Below are 24,072 nucleotides of genomic sequence, written 5' to 3' on the forward strand. Positions count from 1 at the left end.
CATCTCCGCACGAACCGCGTCCGCAACACCCTGCAAATCGCCCTCAGGAAGACGACGAAGCAAAGACGGAAACTCCAGACCGTCCAATCGTGATGTGTCGAATCCTGACACCGAACCAACCTCACATGCGGGAAGGAGACAGGCGGGCGGCGATCCGCCCGGCGCGCTCGGCCATCGCGGCCGCCCTACTCGACGTCGAGGGGCGCAACGCCCTCGGCGCGGCCATCCGGCCCCAGCGTGATCCGCTGGATCCGCGCCTCGGCCCGCTTCAGCAGCATCTCGCAATGCTGCTTCAGCTGCTCGCCGCGCTCGTAGATCGCCACCGATTCGTCAAGGGGAACGTCGCCCCGCTCAAGGCGGCGCACGATCTCCTCGAGTTGCTCGAGGGCCTTCTCGAACGGCAGGTCGCTGGCTCCGGGCACGCCGGTCGTCGACGAGGCGGCGGCAGTTCGGGCTTCGGTCATCCCTCGTGTCCCTTTGCTCCGGTTCTAGTTCCGGGCACGCAACCCGCACAACCCACGGGACCGGGCCGTCGGCCGATTCGTCGGGGGTGGCGACGTTTCGGTCACACTCCAGGTTTTTATGTCCGCCCGCATACGCTCGGGCCGGCCTCGGCCGCAATCCGGTCCGCGTGCGGATCAAGCGAGGGCGAGGTGGAAGGGCTCGCCCTCGAAGGCCTCCGCCCCGCGCCCGATCTCCGCGATGGCCGCCACCATGCGTCCGTTGCGGCCGAGCATCCGGTCGGCGATCTCGACGAACAGCCGGTTCGGCGTGGCCGAGGGCGACGCCCGCCGCAGGGTCGCCGCGATCTCGGCCTCGTCTCGCTCCGGCTTCAGGGCGCAGGCGGCGATGAAGGCGGCGGCCGTCGAGCGGCTGATCCCCGCGTAGCAGTGGATCACGAGCGGCTGCTCCCGGGGCCAGGCTGCCACGAAGTCGAGGATCTGGCGCACATGCGCGTCGGCCGGAAGGACGTGACCGTCGAGCGGGGCGACGATGTCGCTGACGCCGACGACGCCATGGCATTCGGGGCGGATCGCCGCCGGCCGCTCCATCGGCGTGCCGACATTGATCAAGGTCAGGACATGGCTCGCGCCCGTCGCCGCCACGGTCTCGGGCAGGCGCGACAGGGAGCAGACGTGGACGCTCGGCATGGGTTCACGGGGGCAGGAGGGCGTGGAAGCGGTCGAGATAGCGGGCCTGGGTCTCGGCGGTCGGCCAGGGCTCGAGAAGCGCCGCGACGGCGGGCGGCAGGTCCTCCCGCCGCCCGAAGTAGCGGGCGGCCTCCTCGGGCGAGAAGCCCGCGAGGCGCGTCGCCTCGTGGTGCGCCGCGATGCGGTCGGCCCGCTTGACGAGGCGGGCGAAGGCGGGGGTGGGCTGGCGCAGGCCGAAGCGGGTGCGGATCGCCGCGAGGAGACGCCGCTCCACCGCCTTGTAGGAATCGCCGATCGCCGCCTTGAAGGGCGAGATGATGTCGCCGATCACGTATTCGGGGGCGTCGTGAAGCAGGAGTTCGAGCGCCTCCGCGGGGCCAGGCTCCGGCAGGAGGTGACGGCCGATCGCCTCGACGAGGAGCGAGTGCTGCGCCACCGAGAAGACGTGCGGCCCGGCCGTCTGCCCGTTCCAGCGGGCGACACGGGCGAGTCCGTGCGCGATGTCGGCGATCTCGACGTCGAGCGGCGAGGGGTCGAGCAAGTCGAGGCGGCGGCCCGACAGCATGCGCTGCCAGGCCCGCGGCGGAGGGGCGCTCATGCGGATGCGTCCGGGCGCGGCGCCCGTCCGAGCGCGGCGCAGGGCGCGTGCCGGTGGCAGCCGACAAGATGGTCGTTGACCATGCCGACCGCCTGCATGAAGGCGTGGACGATGGTCGGCCCGACGAAGGAGAATCCCTCCGCCTTCAGAGCCCTGGAGACGCGTCTCGAGAGATCGGTCTCGGCCGCGATCTCGGCGCGGCTGCGGGCGCCGCCCTGGAGCGGCCGGCCGTCGACGAAGTCCCACAGGAAGCGCGCGAAGCCCGGGCCCCGCTCCTCGATCCGCAGGTAGGCGCGCGCCCCCGCGATCGTGCCGGCGATCTTGGCACGGTTGCGGATGATGCCGGCATCCTGCATCAGCCGGGCGACGTCGTCCTGCGTGTAGCGGGCGATGATCTCGGGCTCGAACCCGTCGAAGGCGCGGCGGAATCCCTCGCGCCGGCGCAGGATCGTGATCCAGGAGAGCCCGGCCTGGAACCCGTCGAGGATCAACTTCTCGTAGAGAGCGCGCGCATCGCGCTCCGGCACGCCCCACTCGGTGTCGTGATAGGCGACGTAGACCGGGTCCTGCCCCGCCCACCAGCAGCGGGGACAGCCATCGGAGTGGGTGACGAGGCCGGTTTCCGCAGACATGAACACGCTTTAGCGGGACGCCCGGGAAACGCCAATGCGGCTGAACGGTCGGGCGCTCCCCGCGCAGGACGTCGACGCGAACGGCCGCCGGCTTCGTCGCGCTGGCAGCCCGCGACGCATCACCTCTCCCGCGCGGGAACGGGGACCCGCGACCGGCGCGGAACCGCTCTTCCCTGCGCCGCCGCCATTCTTCCCTGCTCCGCCGCCGCCTGGCTCGGGCACGGGCGGGACGTCAGACCGCGCTCGCATCCGCTGCCGCCGGCCAGGCGAAGGTCGCGAAGGCGGGCTTCTCGACGCCGAGCGCGCGACCGTCCGCCCGCAGGGTCTCGCCCGCCGCGAGCGCGTCGGCGAGACGGTCGAGGCGCAGCATCGCGAGGCCGCGGCTGCCGGCGCAGGAGCCCGTCGTGCCGATGCCCTTCTGGCCCGCCGTCACCTCGGTGCCGGGAGGGGCCGCCTCGCCGTCCGGGTAGAGCACGGGCACGCAGCGGGTGCGGGCGGTGCCGCGGTGCTGCATGCGCGACACCACCTCCTGGCCGACGTAGCAGCCCTTGCGGAAATCGACGCCGCCGAGCTGGTCCATCAGGGCCTCGTGCGGGAAGGCATCGCCGAAGGGGAAGTCGCGCCCGCCCTCCGGGACGCCGAGGCGGATGCGACGGGCATGGTAATCGGCCTCCGTGGCGTCCGCCGCGAAGGCGGCCTGCGCGGCGTAGAGGCGCGCGCCGAGATCGGGCAGGCGCCCGTCCGCCGCGCGCGCGACCTCCGCGGCCGTGCCCGCGCCCTCCCAGGCGGCCGCCACCGCGATCATCGGATCGGCCGCGATCGCGACCTTCGCCCGCAGGCGGTACAGGCCGAGCCGGCGGACGAGGTCCGGCGCGCGCTCGGCCGATGCGTCGAGGCGGAAGCCGCCGGGGATCCGCGAGACCAGGAAATCGAACTGGATCTTGCCCTGCGGCGTGAGAAGCGCCCCGAGCCGCGCCTCGCCCTCGGGCAGGCTCTCGACGTTGCAGGTCAGGATGCCCTGCAGGAAGCCTTCGGCCTCCTCGCCCGTGACGGTGACGATGGCGCGGTCCGGCAGGAGGGCGATCGGCATGAGGCTTCGACGCTCGGTGGCATTGCGTGGGGTCGAGCGCTGACATAAGCCGCCGCAGGCTGGGCCTCAATGCGCGCCGAGCCGACTCCTCAGGAGCGCCCGCGATGGACCAACCCTTCGATCTCCTCCTCACCGGCGGCACCGTGGTGAACCAGGACGGCGAGCGCGCGGCCGATCTCGGCATCCGGGACGGGCGCATCGCGGCGATCGGCGCGTTGTCGCGCGCCGAGGCGGCCGAGCGCCGCGATTGCCGGGGCCTGCACCTCCTGCCCGGCGTGATCGACACGCAGGTGCATTTCCGCGAGCCCGGCCTCGACCACAAGGAAGACCTCGAATCGGGCTCGCGCGCCGCGGTGATGGGCGGTGTGACGGCGGTGTTCGAGATGCCGAACACGAACCCGCAGACCACGAGCGCCGCGGCGCTCGCCGACAAGGTCGCGCGTGCGCACCACCGGATGCACTGCGACTTCGCCTTCTGGGTCGGCGGCACGCACGAGAACGCGCAGGAGGTCGCCGAGCTCGAGCGCCTGCCGGCGGCCGCCGGCATCAAGGTCTTCGTCGGCTCCTCGACCGGCTCGCTCCTCGTCGAGGACGATGCCGGGGTCCGCGAGATCCTGCGCCGCATCCGCCGGCGCGCCGCCTTCCACGCCGAGGACGAGCCGATGCTGCGGGCGCGCAAGGACCTGCGGGTGCCGGGTGACCCGGCCTCGCACCCGGTCTGGCGCTCGCCGGAGGCGGCGCTCAAGGCCACGCAACGCCTCGTTGCCCTGGCCGAGGAGACGGGCGCGCGCATCCACATCCTGCACATCTCGACCGCCGAGGAGATGCGCTTCCTGGCCCGGCACAAGGACGTGGCGAGCGTCGAGGTGACGCCCCACCACCTGACGCTCGACGGCGGGGAGGCCTATCCGCGCCTCGGCACGCTGGTGCAGATGAACCCGCCGGTGCGCGACGCCGCCCATCGCGACGGGATCTGGTGGGGCGTGAGCCAGGGCGTCGCCGACATCCTGGGCTCGGACCATGCCCCCCACACGCTGGAGGAGAAGGCGAAGCCCTATCCCGATTCGCCCTCGGGCATGACAGGCGTGCAGACGCTCGTGCCGATCATGCTCGACCACGTGGCCTCGGGCCGCCTCTCGCTGACGCGCTTCGTCGACCTCACGAGCGCCGGGCCGAAGCGCCTGTTCGGCATCGCCCGCAAGGGGCGGCTCGCGCTCGGCTACGACGCCGACGTGACGGTGGTCGACCTCAAGCGCCGCGAGACCATCCGGAACGGCTGGATCGCCTCGAAATGCGGTTGGACGCCCTATGACGGCGTCACCGTCACGGGCTGGCCGGTCGGCACGCTGGTGCGGGGCGCCTGCGTGATGTGGCAGGGCGAGCTGACGCGGCCGGGGACCGGCGAGGCGGTGATGTTCGAGGAGACGCTCGCCGCCGGTCGCTGAGCCTCAGTGCTGCAGGGTCGTCGTGAAGGCGCCGCCGCGGATGCGCTCGGGGAATCCTTCGGCGTAGCGGGCGGTCGCTTCCTCACCGTAGGTGGTGACGAGTTCCTGGAACGCCGCGAACAGCGCCGCCTGCGCCATGCAATCCCCGTCGAGCCCGTCGAGGCAGCCTTCCGCGAACGCCTCCGAGACGTAGCTCAGCGCGGCGCGCTTCTCGTCGACGTCCGCCTCGAAGGGCGCGGGTGCGGAGAGGTTCTGCATGGGTCACGGCATCGGTTGCGCCGAGGGACAGGCTCGGCGTGAGAACCCGATGATAGGCGGCCCAGGGTGGCGCGACCAGCCGGGAATTGCGAAGAGGTTAACGCGGAGGCTCGATTTCGCCGGTTTTTCGGAACGCTCGGCGGCTGTGGCGCGGTTGCATCACCCCCCGAAGCGGCCGGCGAGCGCGTGGGAGAGGCGCTCGCCCTCGGCGACGAAGCGGCCGGCGGCCTCGTGGGCGGCCGGCGTGCAGACCCGGTAGGTGAGGGCGTAGCCCCGGTACCCCCGGTTGTAGGCGCCGGCGAGCCGGTCGCGGCGGTTCGGGGTGACGCCCTCCGCCTCGATCAGCGCCTTCATGCGGGCGGGCCATTCCGGCGCGTCCGGGGCGGCGCAGAGGCCGCGCAGGAAGGCGAGGGAGCCGATGATCTCGGAGAGCCGCATCAGGTCGCGGTCGTAGGGTGCGGGCGGCGGCTCGGCCGGGCCCGGGGGCTCCTTCTCCTTCTCGGCCGGCTTGGAGCCCGGCCGGGCGGAGGGACGCGACTGCGCAACCGCTGCGGGTGAGGGCAGGGCGAGCGCGAGGGCGGCGGCGAGCCCGAGCGCACGGAACAAATCATGACATGTCACGACATCGCCCCCGCGCGATGCCGCGCCACGGCCGCGAAGGCCTCCGCGAGCGTGTCGGCGAGCCCCGGCGTGGTGGCGAGCGCCGCGATCTCGGCGGGCTCGGCCCAGCGCACGGCGAGCGCCTCCGGGCCCGGCGCCGGCTCGCCGCCGCGCCAGAGGGCGGCGTGCGGATGGACCACGTAATGGTGGCGGACGCGGCCCTCCGCGTCGCGCTGGATGATCTCGGTGGGGCCGAGCACGGCCACGACCTCCGCCTCGAGGCCGACCTCCTCGCGCAATTCGCGCAGAGCCGCGCCGGCCAGCGCCTCGCCGGCCTCGACGAGGCCGCCCGGCAGGGTCCAGACGCCGCGCATCGGCTCGTTGGCGCGGGCAGCGAGCAGCACCCGGCCGTCGCGGATCACCGCGATCGAGGCGCCGACGAAGGGCCTTGCCGGGAACAGGCGGGTGGGATCGGCGCTCGGATCCGCGCTCACGGGCGCACCAGGGCGACGCGGCCGTCGGCGAGGCCGACGAGGAGATGCGTGCCCGCCCCCGAGCCGAGCGCCGCGACGCCGTGGGCGGCCGGGGCGGGCAGGGCGATGCGGGCGCGCTCGCGGATCGTGCCCTTCAGCGAGACGAGGGCGAGGGCGCCCCGGTCGAGGGTCGGCAGGGCGAGATCCCGGTCGCCGTCCCGGTCGGGCTCGAGGATTGCGGCGAGGTCCGCGTTGTCGATGCCGTCGGTGTAGCCCGGCGCCTCGGCCGCGAGGGCGAGGGTGCCCTGCGCGTAGGTCCAGAGCTGCAGCACGCCGGCGCCCTCCGGCGCCCGGACCGCCGCGATCTGCGGCCGGCCGGTGCCGGCGAAATCCGCGACCGCCGCGACCTTGAGCGGACCGCCCTCCTGCGGCGGGCTCCGGGCGATCACGCTCCAGGGCGCGCCCTCGCCGGTGCGGCCCACGACGGCGAGGGCGGATCGCGCCCCGCCGAGCGCCGTCACCGCCAGGAAGGCGGGCCGCCCGTCGAGCCGCGCGACCCGCGGGCGGCGCGGGGCGAAGACGGCCTCGTCGCCGGCCGCGACGGTCGCGGTCGCGACGGGGACCGGCTTCGGGTCGGCGCTCACGGCAACGGGCTGGCGCTCGCGGATGGTCAGGCCCGCCGCGTTGCCGGCTGCGTCGGAGCCCAGCGCACCGCCCATCGCCCGGGTCGGCCCGGTCAGGTAGGCGCTGAGCGGGCCGGACTGGGCGCGCCGCGAATTCGGCAGGGCGCCGCGCGGCGTCTCGGCGACGGCGAGCCCCTCGATCGCCTCGGCACCGAGCAGCGTGGTGCGGATGCTCCCGTCGGCGAGGCTGAGCGCCGCGCCGCCCTCCTCGCCCCAGACCACCACGAGGGGCGCGCCCGCCTCGTCGGCCGCCGGCAAGGCCGGATCGGCGCTCTTCGGCCGGGCGATCGGCAGGAGGCCGGAGGTCGCGACCGCCACCGCGACCTCGCTGCCCGGCCCCCGCATGGCCTTCGCCCGGAAGGGCAGGTCGAGGATCGTGACCGCGGGCTCGGCCGCGGCGGGGGCGGAGGCGATGAGGGCGACGAGCAGCAGGGCGAGGCGCCTGCGCTCAGACATGCTGGCCGCCATTGATGTGCAGCTCGGCCCCGTTCACGTAGGAGGAGGCCTCGGTGCACAGGAAGTAGATGGCCTTGGCCACCTCGTCGGGGGTGCCGAGGCGGCGCTGCGGGATCTGCTCCACGAGCTTCTCGGTGCCTGGCGACAGGATCGAGGTGTCGATCTCGCCGGGCGAGATCGCGTTGACCCGCACGCCGAGCGGCCCGAAATCGGCGGCCATCTCGCGGGTCAGCGCGGCGAGCGCCGCCTTCGAGGTGCCGTAGGCCGCTCCCGCGAAGGGATGCACCCGCGAGCCCGCGATCGACGAGACGTTGACGATCGAGCCCTTGGCGCGGGTCAGCTCGTCGCACAGGCCCCGCGCCAGCAGGATCGGGGCGAAGAAGTTGACCTGGAACACCCGCTGCCAGTCGGCGAAGGGCGTGGCGATGGCGCCGAGCCGCGCGCCGTCGGCCGCCTTTGGCGAGATGCCCGCATTGTTGACGAGGGCGTGCAGGAGGCCACCCTCGGCGGCGAGGCGCTCCGCCACCTCCTCGACGCCCCGGACCGTGTCCTCGGCATCGGCGAGATCGACCTGCAGGTGGTCCTCGGGCCCCATCTCCCAGGGGCAGTTCTCCGGGAACGGGTGGCGCGAGCAGGTGATCACCCGCCAGCCGGCGGCCGAGAACCGCTTGACGGTGGCGTGGCCGATGCCGCGGCTCGCGCCCGTGAGCAGCATGACGCGCCGGCGTTCGTTGCTGGATGTGGCCAAGGCCCTGCCTCTCAACCCGTCGACCCGCCGTCGACCCGCGCGCGCGGACCGGTCAGCGGTCCGGCGGGCTCTCAGGTCTAAGCGGAGCGCCTCCGGAAATCCAGGGTCCGTGCCGCGGCGCAGCAAGGCCGGGCGGGGCTGTGGGCGGCAGGCCGGCGGCGGGCCGGCCGGGCGCACGCGTTCCTCCCCGGGGCGATCGGTGCTAACCCGCCGTCCCGCCGCAACTTCCCCGGGGCCCACGCTCATGACGCAACCCGTGCCCGCCGCCTCCGAGACCCGCGACCGGATGCCGGAGATCCCCGCCGAGCGGCTGACGGAAGCGCAGAGGCGGGCTGCCGCGGCGTTCGAGCAGGCCCGGAAGACGCCGGTTTTCGGGCCGTTCGTGCCGCTCCTGCGCAGCCCCGACTTCATGCTGACGGCGAGCAGCATGGGTCTCTACCTGCGCTACGACAGCGTGCTGCCCCTCAGGATCAGCGAGTTCGTGATCCTGATCGTGGCCCGGGCCTGGACGCAGCAGCTCGAGTGGCACATCCACGCGCCGATCGCCCGCGCGGCCGGCCTCGATCCCGCCATCGTCGAGGCTCTCCGGGAGGGCCGCCGGCCCGACGCGATGCCGGCCGACGAGGCCCTCGCCTACGCCTTCTCGACGGAGCTGCAGCAGAACCGCGCGGTGAGCGACCCGACCTACGCGGCCGTCGTGGCGCGCTTCGGCGAGCAGGGCGCGATCGATCTCGCGGGGATCAACGGCTACTACACGCTGCTCGCCATGACGATGAACATGGCCCGCACCGCGCTGCCCGACGGCGCCCCGCCGCCCCTGCCGCCCCTGATCGGCTGACCGCCCGCGCGGGTGGGCGGACTTCGGGCGGAGATCGAGCGGGCATGGACCCAACCGCCCGCATCACGAGATCGTAAGGAATCCGCGCGACGTTGCGGCTCCCTCCCTCGGGCGAGGTTGCGTCGCGCGCCGGCGGCGCCGGGCCGGGAGGCCGCGTTCGACGGGGATCCGCGATGTGCTCAGCCGCCGAGGCCGGCGCAGGTCCGCCGTCACGCGTCGGCCCGCGGGCGGGCGAGGCCCCGTCTTCCCTGTTCCACCGGCCGGCGATCCTCTGGCTGCTCGTCGTGATCGCCCTCGTGCAGGCCTACCCGCTCGCGGACATCCGGGACGCGGTCACGCAGCTGCGCGTCGGCGACACGGACGACGCCATGCGCCTCGTCGCGGTACGCGACCTCGTCTCCGGGCAGGGCTGGTTCGACACCGTGCAGCATCGCTTCCTGCCGCCCGAGGGGGTGCGCAGCCACTGGTCACGGCTGATCGATGCGCCGCTGGCAGCCCTTCAGATCCTGCTGGCGCCCGTCCTCGGGCGACCCTTCGCCGAGGGTCTGAGCGCCGTCCTCTGGCCGGCGGCCCTGCTCGTCCTCAACGGCTGGCTGCTGCTGGCCGCCCTGCGGCCCCGGTTCGGCGGCCCGGCCGCGATCCTCGCGGTCTTCGCCGCGACCGTGAGCTGGTCCGTGACCGCGCAATTCGCGCCGGGCCGCGTCGACCATCACAACGTGCAGCTCCTGCTCGTCCTCGGCATCGGCCTGCGCCTCATGCGCGACGGCTGGCGCGCGGGGGCCGGAGCCGGGCTGCTCGCCGCCCTGTCGCTCGCCGTCGGGCTGGAGACGCTGCCCTGCCTCGCCATGGCCGGCCTGTTCCTCGTGACCCGATGGGCCTGGCTGGGGCGCGGCGCGCTGCCGGCCCTGGCCGGCTTCGGCTGCGCGCTCGGCCTTGCAGCCCCGCTCCTCTTCGGGCTGCAGACGCCGCCCGCACTCTGGGCGGCGACCTATTGCGACGCGCTGTCGCCGCCCTGGCTGTGGCTTTGCGTCGCGGGCGCCGCCTGTGCGGGTGCCTGCGCGGCCCTCGACCGGCACCTCGACGGCCGATCCGCACGGTTCCGGCTCGCCGCCGCCCTGGGTCTCGGCGTCGCGGCGGGCTTCGCCGCGCTGTTCCCGGCCTGCCTCGGCGGCCCCTTCGCCGGGATGCCCGACAGGGTGCGGCAGGATTGGCTCCTCCAGGTCACGGAGATGCAATCCCTCGCGGGCCTGCTGGCCGGCGGGCAATGGCGCCTGCCTGCCGCCTACTGGCCCGCCATGCTGGCGGCCGCGCTCGCCGCCACCCTGCTGGCGATCCGCTCGCGGGAGCATCGACGCTTCTTCGGCGTGAGCGCCCTGTTCCTCTGGCCGGGCGTGCTCGGCGGAGCCTTCCAGCTGCGCGGCGTCTACCCGGCGGCCGGATTCCTGCCGCTGGTGGCCGGGCCCGTCATCCTCGGTGCGCTCGAGCGTGCCCTCGACGGCACGCGCGGATGGCGCGGCCGCCTCGCCGGCGCCGCGCTGGTCTGCACGCTGAACGGCCACGCCTGGGTCGCGCTCGCGGCGCTGGCGCCGGCGGGCGCCGCCGCGACCGGGGAGCGGCGGGGCGAGCCGGTCCGCGACTGCGCGGCGCCGGCGATCGTCGCCCCCCTCGACAGCCTGCCCGCCGGAACGGTGCTGGCCCCCATCGACATCGGTCCGGCGATCCTCCTCTACACGCATCATGCCGTGGTCGCGGCTCCCTATCACCGCGCCAGCCGGGGCCTCGTGGCCGCCCTCGAGGGCCTCGGGGGCACGGAGGCGGACCTGCGCCGGCAGATCGCGGCGACCGGCGCGACCTACCTCGCCCTCTGCCGCGGCCCGCTGCCCGAGGCGACACGGGAGGGGACGGCACAGGCCTTCGCGGCCGCGCTGCTGCGCGGGGCGGATCCTCCGGCCTGGCTCGAACCCGTCGCGATGCCGGCCGGCGCGCTGAGCGTCTGGAGAATCGGCGGCCGGGACCGGTAGGCCCGCCGGTGTCAGGGCGCGCCGGCCTTGCCGCGAGCCCGAAGTACGAAACCGTTCTTCGTCTGCGCCTCTTCACTCCGGACACGCAGCCAATATTGGAGTCCCCAAGCAGAGAATTCGCATTTGTTCATCCCGTCCGAACAGGCAGGTGCTACGCTTGGGGCTCAGTTCTGTTGAGGCACGCTTCGCCGCCCGCGTCCGCACAGGACGATCCCGGTGGGCAGCGAGGCGGGGACGCGCCGCTTCGTCCTGACGCGGCCTCCTCACACCGACATGCAACGGAGGCGGTCATGGATGTCACGAGACGGGTCTTCGCCGCGAGCGCTGCCGCGGTTCCGTTCCTCGGCCAGGGTCTGCCGCTCGCCCGGGCACAGAGCACCGCCCAGGACGCGCCCCTCATCGGCAACCACGCGGTGGCCGATCCGCTGGAACTCGCGACGGACGCCTACATCTACGGTTACCCGCTCGTCACCATGGAGCTGACCCGTCGCGTCCTCACCAACGTCGCCGCGCCCGAAGGCCTCAAGGGCGCCCCGATGGGCCAGTTCACCCATGCGCGCGAGTACCCGAATGCGAAGTTCCGGGCCGTCACGGCCCCCAACGCGGACACGCTCTATTCCGTCGCCTTCGTCGATGTCGGCAAGGAGCCCTACCTCCTCAGCCTCCCGGACATGGACGGGCGCTACTACCTGATGCCGATGCTCAGCGCCTGGACGAACGTCTTCGCGGTGCCGGGCAAGCGCACGAGCGGGACCGGACCGCAGACCTACTTCATCGCGGGGCCCGGCTGGAGCGGCAGCGTGCCGTCCGGGGCCGAGCTCATCCTCGCGCCCACGGGCCTGGTCTGGATCCTCGGCCGGACCTACTGCACGGGCACGCCCGAGGATTACAGGGCCGTGCACGCCCTGCAGGACCAGTACCGGCTCATCCCGGCGAGTGCCGCCGGCAAGCCGTACACGCCGCCGGTCGGCCGGGTCGATCCGGGCATCGACACGAAGACGGCCGTGCGCGAGCAGGTCAACCGCATGGACGCGGCGGCCTATTTCAACCTGCTGGCCGCCCTGATGAGGGACAACCCGCCCGCGCTCGCGGACGGGGTGGCGCTTGCCAAGATGGCCTCGCTCGGCATCGTCCCCGGCCAGCCCTTCGATCCGGGACGGCTGCCGCCCGCCACGCGGCAGGCCATCGACCAGGCGCCGGAAAAAGCGCTCGCCCGAATCATGGGGCATATCAAGACGACCGGCCGGCACGTGAACGGCTGGACCTTCACGACCGATGGCGGCGATTACGGCAAGGACTACCTGCAACGCGCGCTGATCACCGCCGTGGGCCTCGGCTGCAACCTGCCGCAGGACGCGGTCTACCCGACGACCACGGTCGATGCCGCGGGCCGGCGGCTCGACGGCGCTTCGAAATACGTGATGCGCTTCCCGGCCGGCGAATTGCCGCCCGTCGACGGCTTCTGGTCGCTGACGATGTACGACGCGGACTATTTCTTCGTCGACAACCCGATCAACCGCTACGCGGTGAGCCCGCGCGACAATCTCAAGGCCAACCCGGACGGCTCGGTCGACCTCGTCATCCAGGCCGAGAGTCCCGGCGCGCAGCGCGAGTCCAACTGGCTGCCCGCCCCGGGCGGACCCTTCGTGCTGATGCTGCGCACCTATTGGCCGAGGGACGCCCTGCTAAACGGATCCTGGGCACCGCCGCCGGTCACCCGCAGCGGCGGCGCCACGCTTTGAGAGCCTCCCGCACAGGCCGGCGGTTCACGGATTGATGCCGGCGAAAAGCTCGCCGCCGAAGAATTCACCGCCACGGGATCAGGCGCACATCACCTCTCCCGTGCGGGAGAGGTCGAGTCCGCGGAACGCGGACCGGGTGAGGGGTGCGCCGTTTCCGGAGAAGTCGCACCCCTCACCTCAGCCCTCTCCCGCACGGGAGAGGGGGCGCGTCGCGGATCAGGGCCCGTCCCGGTCGAGCCGCGCGGGACGATGCGTGGATGGGCAGGCCGGCACGGGGAGCGGCCGCGAGAAGCGCCCGCTCAGCGGCTCTTCCTGTAGAGCTTGCTCGCGACCTCGAAGATCTCCTCCGGCGCGTAGTTCGGGGCGAAGGCGCCGTAATTGCCGTCGAGCTCGGGGATCTTGCCGCCCTCCGGCATGCCGTCCACCACCTCGAGGTTGCCCGGCGGATCGCCCGGCAGCGCCACCTCGTCGTTCGACCAGACGCCCGCCGCCTCCTTGTAATCGTCCGGGCTGAACCGGTAGAGCCGGCGATGGCTGCCCTCGTTGAGGTACTTCTGGCATTCGGGGATGCGGGACAGGTCGATGTTGGGGGTCGGCAGCATCTTCTCGATCTCGACGCCGGTCAGCTTCTTCAGCGCCAGCGCGTAGGCGTGCGCGTGCACGGAGCCGCGCACCAGGAGATAGCCGCAGACCTCGCGGCCGGTCGGGTCCGTCAGGGTCTCGTAGACCCGCAGCTTGTGGAGGCGCGCACCGCATTCGAGGTGGAAGTTGTGCAGCAGGTCGATGATGATGTTCCCGGTCGTCGTGACCATGTCCATGTTCCAGGACGCGGCGTTGGCGTTCATCGGCATGGCGCCGCCGCCGTTCGACAGGAAGCTGCCGGCGAGCCGCACGTCCTTCATGTCCTCGAAGGGCGCCTTCGAGACGTCGACCTCCGGGGTCTGGTCGCCGGGACCGTTGTTGAGCATGGCGACGCCGGTCGAGACCAGCTCGACGTGGCCGAGCTCCTCCGCGAAGATGCTCGAGACCAGGCTGTAGAAGGGCCGAAGCTTAGACTTGTCGCGGAAATTGAAGCTCTGGAACATGTAGTTCCCGAGCGTCGACATCTCACCGTACTTGCCCCCGAGAAGTTCCTGCAGGGCGGCGGCGGCATTCGGATCGGGCTTCTTGGGCTGCGGCAGCTCGGCCTGAAGGCGGTCGATCCTCATGAACATGTCAGGCACCTCTCCGGTTCGGGGACATTGGAGGGGTGACCTTTCAACCTACGATTGGTTCCTGCCGCGAAGCTTACATCTCGATAACGAGGGGCCGCCGGGGGCCGGTCTCAAGGGTAGAGCCGCGACCGGCTCCAGCCCGCGCCGTCCCGCGTGAATCGCACCCGGTCGTGCAGGCGGTAATCCCCGTTCTGCCAGAACTCGATGCTGACCGGCTCGATGCGGAAGCCCGTCCAGTGCTCGGGGCGCGGCACCGGCCCGTTCTCGTAGCGGGCGGCGAGTTCCGCGACCTCGGCCATCAGGGTGGCGCGGTCGGCGAGGGGACGGGACTGCCGGCTCGCGATGGCGCCGATGCGGCTGTCCCGGTGCCGGCTCGCGAAGTAGGCATCCGCCTCCTCCGGCGTGACCCGCGTCACGGGGCCGCGGGCGCGCACCTGCCGGCGCAGGCTCTTCCAGTGCAGCACGAGCGCGGCCTGCGGATTCTCGGCCAGCTCCTCGCCCTTGGTGGATTCGATGTTCGTGTAGAACACGAATCCGCGACGATCGACGCCCTTGAGCAGCACCATCCGGACGTCCGGCAGCCCGTCGGCACCGGCGGTGGCGAGCGCCATGGCGTTCGGGTCCTCGGGCTCGGAGGCTTCCGCCTCCGCCATCCAGGCCGAGAACAGCCCGTAGGGATCCTCGCTCAGGGTGAAGTCGGGCCGCGCCGGCGGGGTGGAATCATCGATCCTTAACCGGTCCAAGGTCTAGTCCTCGCCTGTGACATCCGGGTCGGGGGCACCGACGTGGGGCACGTTCGAGCGCGTCTTCCCCTCGTGAGTGCAGGTGTAATGCGGCGTCGCGACTGTAAAGGCCAGACGGAACCGACGGCACGGATTTTCCTCTCGCGCTCCGCCTCCGGGCGGCCTGCGGCCCGCTGGCTCGCGGGGGCGGCGCTCGTCGCGCTCGCGGGCTGCAGCCAGCCGCTGATCGTCGTCCAGGGCGAGGCGGCCAAGCCCGACCCCGCCGCGGAGGTGGCGCCGGAGCCGACCGTCACCGGCAGCATCGGCCGGCAGCCGGCGAGCTTCGGTTCCGATCTCGGCGACGAGGACTGGCGGCGCGCGCACGCGGCGCTGACCGTCGCCCTCGACCCGCAGGGCAACGGCCGCCCGGTGAAGTGGGACAATCCCGAGACGCGCCTGCGCGGCTCCATCAACCCGACGGGCCTGCCCTACGTCGCCAACGACGAGATCTGCCGCGACTTCCTCGCTTCCGTGATCGGCCCGGACGCGAGCCGCTTCGTGCGCGGCACCGGCTGCAAGCCCTCCGGCGGCGCCTGGGAGCTGAAGCGGGTGCGCTCGTCCAAAACCGGTTGACGAAGAACTGGCTGACGAAGAACCGGCCGGGGACGGGCCGGCCGACGGGCCACCCGCTCATCCGTGCGGATGGCTTGACGGATTGCGGCGATGCGCCGACTTTTCGTGGAATGCGGCGTTGCAAAGAAGCAACACGCCGCCACATGACGGGTAACCGTCCGACCCGCCGAGGCCGATCGCCCGGCGCGCCACGAAGTTTCGAAAGAGCGATGCGCAATCCGTACGACGTTCTGGGGGTTACCAAGGGAGCGAGCGAGGCCGACATCAAGAAGGCCTTCCGCAAGCTCGCCAAGACCTACCATCCCGACCGCAACAAGGACGACGCCAAGGCGAAGGACCGCTTCGCCGAGGCCAACGCCGCCTACGAGATCCTGGGCGACGCCGCCAAGCGCGCCCAGTTCGACCGCGGCGAGATCGACGCGGAGGGCAAGCCCCGCGCGACCGGCTTCGAGGGCTTCTCGGGCTTCGGCGGCGGCCGGGCCAATTCCTTCGACTTCGAGGGCATGGCCCGCGGCCGCGGGCCCGGCGGCGGCGGCGGCATCGGCGAGGACATCTTCTCGCACCTGTTCGGCGAGGCCTTCCGGGCCGGCGGTGCGGGCCCGGGCGGCATGGGCCCGGGCGGCATGGGCGCGGGCGGAGCGCGCGGCGGCTTCCAGCGCGGGCCGGCCCGCGGCGAGGACGTCGCGGCCGAGCTGACCGTGACCCTCGAGCAGGTCGCGAGCGAGGAGAAGCTGCGGCTCGGCCTGCCGGGCGGGCGCGAGGTCGACGTGGTGGTTCCCAGGGGCGTGGTCGACGGCCAGACCATCCGGCTGCGCGGCCTCGGCCAGCCCGGGGCGCCGCGCGGCGAGCCCGGCGACGCGCTGCTGACGATCCACGTCCTGCCCCATCCCCGCTTCAAGGTCGAGGGCGCGGACCTGCGCGTCAGCGTCGAGGTGCCGCTCGAGGAGGCGGTGCTCGGCGGCCCGATCCGGGTGCCGACCCTGACGGGCGCCGTCGAGATGAAGATTCCCCCGATGACGAGCTCGGGCCGCACCTTCCGGCTGCGCGGCAAGGGCCTGCCGAAGAAGGACGGCAGCCGCGGCGACCTCCTCGCCACGACCGCCATCACCCTGCCGGCCGAGGCCGACGCCGCGCTGACCGACTACGCCACCGCCCGGCGGGCGGCGCGGGCGGAATAGGGTCGGCCCGCAGCGTCACCGCCCGCACTTCCCCCCTCCGCGCGCCTCCGCTAAGGATGCGCCCGGCGCTCCGGCCGTCCGAGACCCCGGACGGGCCCGCGGGGCGCCGCGGCGTTTCGTTTCAGGTGAATCATGGCGGATATCGACCCGGCTCACGATCGCGACGGCGCAGGCGCCACCGGAACCGGGTTGCTGGCGGGCAAGCGCGGCCTGATCCTCGGGGTTGCCAACAACCGCTCGATCGCCTGGGGCATCGCCCGGAGCGCCGCCGCGCACGGCGCGAAGCTCGCCTTCACCTACCAGGGCGACGCCCTGAAGAAGCGGGTCGAGCCGCTCGCCCGGGAGCTCGATGCGCACGTGATCGGGCATTGCGACGTCACCGATCCGGCCTCGATCGATGCCGTGTTCGAGACCGCGGCCTCGGTCTTCCCCGAGGGCATCGACTTCGTGGTCCACTGCATCGCCTTCTCGGACAAGGACGAGCTGACCGGCCGCTACGTCGAGACGAGCGAGGGCAACTTCACGAAGTCGCTCCTGATCTCCTGCTACTCCTTCACGGCGGTGGCGCAGCGCGCCGAGAAGCTCATGCGGAACGGCGGCTCGCTCCTGACGCTGACCTATTACGGCGCCGAGAAGTGGATGCCCCACTACAACGTCATGGGCGTGGCGAAGGCCGCGCTCGAGGCGTCCGTGCGCTACCTCGCGGCCGATCTCGGGCCGCAGAACATCCGCGTCAACGCGATCTCGGCCGGCCCCATCAAGACGCTGGCGGCCTCGGGGATCGGCGACTTCCGCTACATACTCAAGTGGAACGAGTACAACGCCCCGCTGCGCCGGACGGTCACCATCGACGAGGTCGGCGAGACGGCCGCCTACCTCGTCTCCGACATGTCGCGCGGCATGACGGGCGAGATCCTGCACGTGGACGCGGGCTACCATGTCGTCGGCATGAAGAACCCCGAGGCGCCGGACCTGTCGCTCGACAGGGAGTGAGGGCCGCCTCGGGCCTGCCGCGATCACCGGTCGTGGATCGGGCGCGGCTCCCCTCCGCCGCTCCGGAGAGGTCCGCTTTCATCGAGAGCCGGGCGCGGGTCCCCTCTCCCGTGCGGGAGAGGGACAGGGTGAGGGGTGCGACCTCTCCGGAGACGGCGCGCCCCTCACCCGGTCCGCTTTCGCGGACCCGACCTCTCCCGCACGGGAGAGGTGGGGCGGCGCGCCGACTCCGTTGGCACTCACGAGGACGTCGCTGCAGGGCTCGGCCGCTTCTCACCCGGGCGCGGGTCCCCTCTCCCGTGCGGGAGAGGGTCGGGGTGAGGGGTGCGACCTCTCCGCAGACGGCGCACCCCTCACCCGGTCCGCTGACGCGGACTCGACCTCTCCCGCACGGGAGAGGTGGGGCGGCGCGGACCCGGCAGCCTCCCGCGCCCTCAATCCGGCACCGTCATCCCGGCGATCCCCTTCGCCGCCTCCGGGTAGCGCGGGTCCATCGCCTCCAGAGTGTCCGCGACGGTGCGGGCGATGACGAGGTTGCGGAACCATTTCCGGTTGGCCGGCACCACGTGCCAGGGCGCGTAGGGCGTCGAGCAGCGGGTGAGGGCGTCGTTGAAGGCGCTCTGGTAGGCGTCCCAGGCCCTGCGCTCGACGAGGTCGGCCGGGTCGAACTTCCAGTGCTTCGCCGGATCGGCGATCCGCGCCTCGAGACGCTTCTTCTGCTCCTGCTTCGAGATATGCAGGAAGAACTTCAGCACGGTGGTGCCGGTGGCCGTGAGCAGGCGCTCGAAATCGTTGATCAGCCCGTAGCGGCCGCGCCAGACCTCCTCGGGCACGAGGCCCTTCACCCGCACCACGAGCACGTCCTCGTAATGGCTGCGGTTGAACACGCCGATCATGCCCCGGCCGGGCGTGCGCAGGTGGTAGCGCCAGAGGAAGTCGTGGTCGAGTTCGTCCGTGCTCGGCGCCTTGAAGGACGAGACCCGGCACCCTTGCGGGTTCACCCCCTCCAGCACCGCCCGGATGGTGCCGTCCTTGCCGCCCGTGTCGATCGCCTGCAAGACCACGAGCAGGCTGCGCCGGTGCTCGGCGTAGAGCCGCTCCTGCAGGGCCTGGATGCGGGCGCGCTCGGCGGCGAGCATCGCCTTGGCGGCCTCCTTGTCGAGGCCGCCGTCGGCGTCCGGGTCGATGGCCGCGAGGTCGCAGCCGCGGCCCGGCTCGATCGTGACGATGCCCTTGGCGGCGGGCGCGAGCGCCGGGACGTGGCCCCCGATCAGGCCGGGGCTGGCGCCGGCGATCTCGGCGGCGGCCGCCGCCCAGAGCGCGGAGGAGGGCACCGCGTCGCGCGCCGCCTGCCGCCGCGATTCGCCGCCGCGAGACTCCTGCGACTTTGTCACGCCTCCCTTGTCCTCGCGCTGGCCCCGACCATGCTTGCCGTGTTTCTTCGCCATGACGAAATTCTGTTGCTCGCAATCGACGCGCCCCGTCCGGGGCGCTGAGGAGGGTCGCGTGAAGGCGACAACCATCGGCAGCCCGGGCCGTTCCGGCAAGCGCCGGCATCCCGGCGCGGCCGTCGGGGCCGGCAGGGCCTGACCGAGATGGCGACGATCTACTTCGTCCGGCACGGCCAGACCGACTGGAACGCCGAGGGGCGCCTGCAGGGGCAGCGCGACACCGCGCTCAACGCCACCGGCCTGCGGCAGGCGGAGGAGGCCGCCGACCGGCTCCGGGCGCTCAGCGGCGACAGCCTCGCCGGGGCCGACTTCGTGGCGAGCCCGCTTCTGCGCACCCGGCGCACCATGGAGGCCCTGCGCGCCTGCCTGAACCTGCCGCCGGAGGGGTACCGCACCGATCCGCGCCTGAAGGAGATCGGCTTCGGCGCCTGGGAGGGCTCGACCTGGGCGGAGATCCGGCGGCGCGACCCGGCCGGCGCCGCAGCGCGCGACCGCGACCGCTGGGGCTACCAGCCCCCCGGCTTCGGGGCCGAGAGCTACGCGATGCTCACCGAGCGCGTGGCGCCGGCGCTCGCCGCGTTCCGCGGCACCACCGTGGTGGTGGCCCATGGCGGCATCGCCCGCGCCATGCTGGTGGCGCTCGGGCATCTCGAGCCCTGGAGCGCCCCGCGCATCGGCATCCGCCAGGGCGGCGTGCTTGTGCTCGAGGACGAGCGCTGGCACTGGGCCTGAGAATTGTCGGCGCGGAAGCGGATCGCGCGAGGGCGCCCGGCGGGCACGGCTGCGTATTCAAGCCCGGTTCAAGGATCCGGGCTATAGGGGAGATTGCGCATCCCGCAACGGGATGCGGGCGTCGCGTGTTTCCTCCAGCCCGCCCGACACGGCGCGCCGGCTCCTCGGCGGGGCCGTGCGCTTCGTGCGGGCGAGTGCGGGACGCGCCTCGATAACGGCACGATCCCGGGCCATGGACCGGCAGGTGGACGGATCCCGGTGATCGGGACCGGTTGCGGAGCAACGCATGAGCAGTCTCGCCGAGATGACCCGGCCCGCCGCGGGAGCCCGCGCGGAGGATTCGGGCCGGCTCGGAGCCGCCGGCCTTGCCGGGAAGGCCGTCCTGCGCGGCCCCGCGCGGCCGGACCTGGTCCGCGACGAGGTCCTGCCCGAGATCTTCCTGGCGAGCGCCGCCGCGCGGCCCGACCATCCGGCCCTGATCGACGGCGCCGCGAGGAGCCCGGACGGGCGGCACACGCGCCTCACCTACGCGGAGGTGGCCGAGCGGGCGCGGGACGTCGCCCGCGGCCTCGCCCATCGCGGCATCGGGCCCGGCGACGTCGTCGGCCTGTGGATGGCGCGCGGCCCCGATCTCCTGATCAGCCAGATCGGCATCACCCTCTCGGGGGCGGCCTGGCTCCCCTTCGACGCCGAGGCGCCCGCCGACCGCGTCGCGGTCTGCCTGGCGGATGCCGAGGCCAGGGCGCTGCTCGTCTCGGAGGCCCTGAAACCCGGGGCGCCCGACGCGGCGCCGGCCCTGACGCCGGCCGAGCTCTCCGCCGCCACGCCGGCGGAGGCCCCGGTACCCGACCCGCGCGCCGCCGGCCTGACGCCGGAGCATCCGGCCTATCTGATCTACACCTCGGGCTCGACCGGCGTGCCGAAGGGCATCGTGATCAGCCACGCCAACATCTGCCACTTCCTGCGCTCCGGGAACGCGCTCTACGGCATGCGGCCCGACGACGTCGTGTTCCAGGGTGCCTCGGTCGCCTTCGATCTCTCGATGGAGGAGATCTGGGTCCCCTACCTCGTCGGGGCGAGCCTGTTCGTGGCCTCGCCCGCCATGATGGGAGACGTCGAGGCGCTGCCCGGCATCCTGACGGAGGCCGGCTGCACGGTGATCGACACCGTGCCGACGCTGCTCGCCATGATCAGCGAGGACCTGCCGAGCGTGCGCCTCGTGCTCCTCGGCGGCGAGGCCCTGCCCGAGCCGCTCGTCGCCCGCTGGGCGACGCCCTCGCGAAAGCTCTTCAACACCTACGGGCCGACCGAGGCGACCGTGGTGGCGACCGCCGCCGAGATGCGGCCGGGCGAGCCCGTCACCATCGGCGGGCCGATCCCGAACTACACCGTCTACGTCGCCGACGAGGCCCTGAACCTCGTGGGGCCGGGCGAGCCCGGCGAGCTGCTGATCGGCGGGCCCGGCGTCGCCAAGGGCTACCTGCAGCGCCCGGAGCTGACGGCGGAGAAGTTCGTCGCCAACCCCTTCGCGCGCGGGGGCATCGACGGCGGCATCGACCCGGTGCTCTACCGCTCGGGCGATGCCGTCTCGCTCGATCCGGTGGGCAACATCCTGTTCCACGGCCGCATCGACGACCAGGTGAAGATCCGCGGCTTCCGGGTGGAGCTCGGCGAGATCGAGGCGCGCATCCAGGCGCAGCCGGGCGTCAACCAAGCGGCGGTGGTGCTGCGCCAGGACGACGGCGTCGACCGCCTCGTCGCGTTCCTGGTGCCCGAGCGCGGCGCCGCCATCGACAGGGGGACCTTGCGCCAGACGCTCGCCGGCCAGATGCCGCCCTACATGGTGCCGGGGCATTTCGAGCTCGCCGAGACGCTGCCGCGCCTGACCTCGGGCAAAGTCGACCGCAAGGCGCTGAAGGCCGCGCCGCTCACGGTCGCGAGCCCCGAGGGCGAGCAGGAGCCGCCGCGGAACGAGACGGAGGCCGCCCTGCTCGCGGCCGCCAACCAGGTCTTCGGCGCCCAGCCGATACCCTTGGAGGGAGATTTCTTCGCCGATCTCGGCGGCCATTCCCTGCTCGCCGCCCGCTTCGTCTCGGCGGTGCGCGAGACCCCGGCGCTCGCCGGCATCACCCTGCAGGACGTCTACGCCGCGCGCACGCTGCGGGCGATGGCGGACGCGCTGATCGCCCGCACCGGCGGCGTCGGCGCCGAGGCCGCGACCCGCGACCTCGGCTTCGAAGCGCCCCCGCTCCTGCGGCGGGCCCTGTGCGGCCTCGCCCAGGCCCTGGCGCTGCCCTTCGTGATCGCGCTCGCCACCTCGCAGTGGCTCGGCATCTTCGTGACCTACCTGCTGCTCACCGGCGGCTCGCTCGGCTTCTTCGGCGAGCTCGGCGTGCTGCTCCTCGTCTACATCGCCATCAACGCGGTCACCGCCTGCGTGGCGGTGGCGGCCAAGTGGCTGATCCTCGGGCGGACCAGGCCCGGCCGCTACCCGCTCTGGGGCGTCTACTATTACCGCTGGTGGCTGGCGCAGCGCCTGACGCCGCTCGTCCACGTGAAGTGGCTGCAGGGCTCGCCGGCCATCGTCATCTACCTGCGGCTGCTCGGCGCGCGGATCGGGCGCGACACCCTGATCTCCGACATCGACGTCGGCGCGCCGGACCTCCTCAGCATCGGCGACGGCGCCTCGCTCGGGGGCCGCCTCGTGATCGCCAATGCCGAGGTGGTGGGCGACGAGCTGGTGATCGGGACCGTCTCGATCGGGCGCGACGTCGCGGTCGGCACCTCCTGCGTGGTCAGCCACGACACGGTGATCGGGGATCACGCCGAGATCGCCGACCTCACCACCGTGCCGGCCGGGACCCGGATCGGCGAGGCCGAGCGCTGGGACGGCTCGCCCGGCCGCAAGGTCGGCATGGCGGATCTGGCGGCGGATCCCGCGGGCCTGCCCGCGCCCGCGACGGCCTCGCCCCGCCGCCGGGCCGGCTTCCTCGCGGCCTACGCGCTGCTGCTCGCCGCGATCCCCGCGGTCGGGCTGCTGCCGATCTTCCCGGCCTTCTTCCTCTTCGACCAGATCAGCGACTCGCTCGGCGACATGACCGACATCGACTACCACTTCTACCTGCCGCTGCTGACCTGGCCGACCGCGATGCTGATGACGGCCGGCACCGTCCTGCTGATCGCCGGGATCCGCTGGACCGTGCTGCCGCGGCGGCGGGCGGGCACCTACTCGATCCATTCGGGCTTCTACCTGCGCAAGTGGACCGTGGCGCTCGCCGCCGAGGTGACGCTCGAGACGCTCTCCTCGCTCTTCGCCACCGTCTACATGCGGGCCTGGTACCGGCTGATGGGCGCCCGGATGGGGCAGGGGGCCGAGATCTCGACCAATCTCGGCAGCCGCCACGACCTCGCCGAGGTCGGCGCGCGCAACTTCATCGCCGACGAGGTCGTCTACGGCGAGGAGGAGATCCGCCGCGGCTGGATGCACCTCGATCCGGTCCGCACCGGCGCGCGCGTCTTCGTGGGCAACGACGCCGTGGTGCCGCCGGGCGCCGTGATCCCGGACGACGTGCTGATCGGCATCAAGTCGAAGCCGCCCGCCAACGACAGGATGGCGCCGGGCGAGACCTGGTTCGGATCGCCGCCGATCAAGCTGCCGGTGCGCCAGAAGGTCGATCTCGGCTCGGCCGCCCAGACCTACGAGCCCGGGCTCGGCCCGAAGCTGCGGCGGGGCGTCTTCGAGGCCTTCTCGACCTCGTTCTCGCCGATGCTCTACATCACGCTCGCGATCACGGCGATCGACTTCTACTTCTACCCGGCCATCCTGGCGGGCGACTGGACGGGGCTCGCCGTCAGCTTCGTGGCCGCGAGCGTCGCCATAGCGGTGATCCAGTCCTCGGCCGTGATCGCGCTGAAATGGCTCCTGATGGGCCGCTACCGGCCCGGGATGCGCCCGATGTGGTCGTGGTGGGCGATGCGCACCGAGGCCGTCGCGGTGGCCTATTGGGGGCTGGCCGGCAAGGTGCTGCTGGAGCACCTGCAGGGCACGCCCTTCCTCCCCTGGGCGCTCAGGCTCTTCGGCGTGAGGGTGGGGCAGGGGGTCTGCATGCTCACCACCGACATCACCGAGTTCGACTGCGTGACGATCGGCGACTTCGCGACGATCAACCGGACCTCGGCCCTCCAGACGCACCTCTACGAGGACCGGATCATGAAGGTCGGGCGGGTGGAGATCGGCCGCGGCGTCTCGGTCGGCGCCTTCTCGACGGTCCTCTACGACACCCGCGTCGGCGACTACGCGCGGTTGCGGCCCCTCACCATCGTGATGAAGGGCGAGTCGATCCCGCCCCACTCGGAATGGGAGGGCGCGCCGGCCGTGCCGGTGGTGCACGCTCCGGCGGCCGGCGCGGCCTGA

At 72.8% G+C, this 24,072-nt stretch carries 22 protein-coding genes; 9 read left to right on the forward strand and 13 right to left on the reverse strand.

From position 1 onward, the window contains the following. Positions 1-185: 185 nt before the first annotated feature. From WDW90_RS22275 to ygfZ, 5 genes are all read right to left on the reverse strand, one after another. Entirely contained in the window at positions 186-464 is a 279-nt protein-coding gene (locus WDW90_RS22275) for an exodeoxyribonuclease VII small subunit (protein WP_336489651.1), read from the reverse strand. Positions 465-638: 174 nt separating this feature from the next. Further along, on the reverse strand, positions 639-1,151 hold the full coding sequence (locus WDW90_RS22280; protein ID WP_336489652.1) for a tyrosine phosphatase family protein: 513 nt from the start codon (positions 1,149-1,151) through the stop codon (positions 639-641). A gap of 4 nt (positions 1,152-1,155) precedes the next feature. Next, the gene (locus tag WDW90_RS22285; RefSeq protein ID WP_336489653.1) at positions 1,156-1,749 is read right to left on the reverse strand and encodes an HD domain-containing protein; all 594 of its coding nucleotides are present in this window, start codon (positions 1,747-1,749) and stop codon (positions 1,156-1,158) included. Continuing rightward, positions 1,746-2,381 carry a DNA-3-methyladenine glycosylase I gene (locus WDW90_RS22290; protein ID WP_336489654.1) on the reverse strand — a complete coding sequence of 212 codons (636 nt, stop codon included), beginning with the start codon at positions 2,379-2,381 and terminating at the stop codon, positions 1,746-1,748. Before WDW90_RS22290 ends, WDW90_RS22285 begins: the two co-directional genes overlap by 4 nt. A 232-nt stretch (positions 2,382-2,613) precedes the next feature. After that, positions 2,614-3,471: a CAF17-like 4Fe-4S cluster assembly/insertion protein YgfZ gene (gene ygfZ / locus WDW90_RS22295; protein WP_336489655.1), complete on the reverse strand. Its 858-nt coding sequence runs from the start codon at positions 3,469-3,471 to the stop codon at positions 2,614-2,616. A gap of 104 nt (positions 3,472-3,575) precedes the next feature. Between ygfZ and WDW90_RS22300 the strand changes: the two genes are divergently transcribed. Further along, on the forward strand, positions 3,576-4,916 hold the full coding sequence (locus WDW90_RS22300) for a dihydroorotase (RefSeq protein WP_336489656.1): 1,341 nt from the start codon (positions 3,576-3,578) through the stop codon (positions 4,914-4,916). A 3-nt stretch (positions 4,917-4,919) separates the two neighbouring features. Here the strand turns inward: WDW90_RS22300 and WDW90_RS22305 are convergent, their stop codons facing one another. The 5 genes from WDW90_RS22305 to WDW90_RS22325 all read right to left on the reverse strand — a co-directional run bounded on the left by WDW90_RS22305 (position 4,920) and on the right by WDW90_RS22325 (position 8,101). Continuing rightward, positions 4,920-5,174 carry a hypothetical protein gene (locus WDW90_RS22305; RefSeq protein ID WP_336489657.1) on the reverse strand — a complete coding sequence of 85 codons (255 nt, stop codon included), beginning with the start codon at positions 5,172-5,174 and terminating at the stop codon, positions 4,920-4,922. A gap of 159 nt (positions 5,175-5,333) precedes the next feature. Next, complete coding sequence (locus tag WDW90_RS22310; RefSeq protein WP_336489658.1) at positions 5,334-5,795, reverse strand: TIGR02301 family protein; 462 nt, start codon at positions 5,793-5,795, stop codon at positions 5,334-5,336. After that, positions 5,792-6,268, reverse strand: a complete 477-nt coding sequence (locus WDW90_RS22315) for an NUDIX hydrolase (RefSeq protein WP_336489659.1) — start codon at positions 6,266-6,268, stop codon at positions 5,792-5,794. Before WDW90_RS22315 ends, WDW90_RS22310 begins: the two co-directional genes overlap by 4 nt. Then, positions 6,265-7,386: a hypothetical protein gene (locus WDW90_RS22320; protein WP_336489660.1), complete on the reverse strand. Its 1,122-nt coding sequence runs from the start codon at positions 7,384-7,386 to the stop codon at positions 6,265-6,267. Before WDW90_RS22320 ends, WDW90_RS22315 begins: the two co-directional genes overlap by 4 nt. Then, positions 7,379-8,101, reverse strand: a complete 723-nt coding sequence (locus WDW90_RS22325) for an SDR family NAD(P)-dependent oxidoreductase (RefSeq protein ID WP_336489684.1) — start codon at positions 8,099-8,101, stop codon at positions 7,379-7,381. Before WDW90_RS22325 ends, WDW90_RS22320 begins: the two co-directional genes overlap by 8 nt. A gap of 277 nt (positions 8,102-8,378) precedes the next feature. Between WDW90_RS22325 and WDW90_RS22330 the strand changes: the two genes are divergently transcribed. The 3 genes from WDW90_RS22330 to WDW90_RS22340 all read left to right on the forward strand — a co-directional run bounded on the left by WDW90_RS22330 (position 8,379) and on the right by WDW90_RS22340 (position 12,735). After that, positions 8,379-8,972, forward strand: coding sequence for a carboxymuconolactone decarboxylase family protein (locus tag WDW90_RS22330; protein WP_336489661.1), 594 nt, complete (start codon positions 8,379-8,381; stop codon positions 8,970-8,972). Positions 8,973-9,145: 173 nt separating this feature from the next. Then, a complete protein-coding gene (locus tag WDW90_RS22335) occupies positions 9,146-10,993 on the forward strand; it encodes a hypothetical protein (protein WP_336489662.1) in 1,848 nt (615 codons plus the stop codon). Positions 10,994-11,283: 290 nt separating this feature from the next. Beyond that, on the forward strand, positions 11,284-12,735 hold the full coding sequence (locus tag WDW90_RS22340) for a DUF1254 domain-containing protein (protein ID WP_336489663.1): 1,452 nt from the start codon (positions 11,284-11,286) through the stop codon (positions 12,733-12,735). Between the two features lie 299 nt (positions 12,736-13,034). Here the strand turns inward: WDW90_RS22340 and WDW90_RS22345 are convergent, their stop codons facing one another. After that, positions 13,035-13,949 carry a manganese catalase family protein gene (locus tag WDW90_RS22345; protein WP_336489664.1) on the reverse strand — a complete coding sequence of 305 codons (915 nt, stop codon included), beginning with the start codon at positions 13,947-13,949 and terminating at the stop codon, positions 13,035-13,037. Between the two features lie 110 nt (positions 13,950-14,059). Next, entirely contained in the window at positions 14,060-14,692 is a 633-nt protein-coding gene (gene pdxH, locus WDW90_RS22350; protein WP_336489665.1) for a pyridoxamine 5'-phosphate oxidase, read from the reverse strand. Positions 14,693-14,779: 87 nt separating this feature from the next. On the opposite strand from pdxH, the gene WDW90_RS22355 reads away from it, so the two are divergent. The 3 genes from WDW90_RS22355 (at position 14,780) to fabI (ending at position 17,475) form a co-directional block, all read left to right on the forward strand. Further along, positions 14,780-15,304, forward strand: coding sequence for an RT0821/Lpp0805 family surface protein (locus tag WDW90_RS22355; RefSeq protein ID WP_336489666.1), 525 nt, complete (start codon positions 14,780-14,782; stop codon positions 15,302-15,304). A 209-nt stretch (positions 15,305-15,513) separates the two neighbouring features. Continuing rightward, on the forward strand, positions 15,514-16,482 hold the full coding sequence (locus WDW90_RS22360; protein ID WP_336489667.1) for a DnaJ C-terminal domain-containing protein: 969 nt from the start codon (positions 15,514-15,516) through the stop codon (positions 16,480-16,482). A 132-nt stretch (positions 16,483-16,614) separates the two neighbouring features. Next, entirely contained in the window at positions 16,615-17,475 is an 861-nt protein-coding gene (fabI, locus tag WDW90_RS22365; RefSeq protein WP_336489668.1) for an enoyl-ACP reductase FabI, read from the forward strand. 434 nt (positions 17,476-17,909) lie between these two features. Here the strand turns inward: fabI and WDW90_RS22370 are convergent, their stop codons facing one another. After that, positions 17,910-18,923: a polyphosphate kinase 2 family protein gene (locus WDW90_RS22370; protein WP_336489669.1), complete on the reverse strand. Its 1,014-nt coding sequence runs from the start codon at positions 18,921-18,923 to the stop codon at positions 17,910-17,912. 147 nt (positions 18,924-19,070) lie between these two features. Here WDW90_RS22370 and WDW90_RS22375 point away from each other — a divergent pair, with 147 nt between their 5' ends. After that, complete coding sequence (locus WDW90_RS22375; protein ID WP_336489670.1) at positions 19,071-19,658, forward strand: histidine phosphatase family protein; 588 nt, start codon at positions 19,071-19,073, stop codon at positions 19,656-19,658. A gap of 286 nt (positions 19,659-19,944) precedes the next feature. Next, positions 19,945-24,072, forward strand: coding sequence for a Pls/PosA family non-ribosomal peptide synthetase (locus tag WDW90_RS22380; RefSeq protein ID WP_336489671.1), 4,128 nt, complete (start codon positions 19,945-19,947; stop codon positions 24,070-24,072).

Source organism: Methylobacterium nigriterrae (genome assembly GCF_037106235.1).
In the GTDB taxonomy this organism is placed as follows: Bacteria; Pseudomonadota; Alphaproteobacteria; order Rhizobiales; family Beijerinckiaceae; genus Methylobacterium; species Methylobacterium nigriterrae.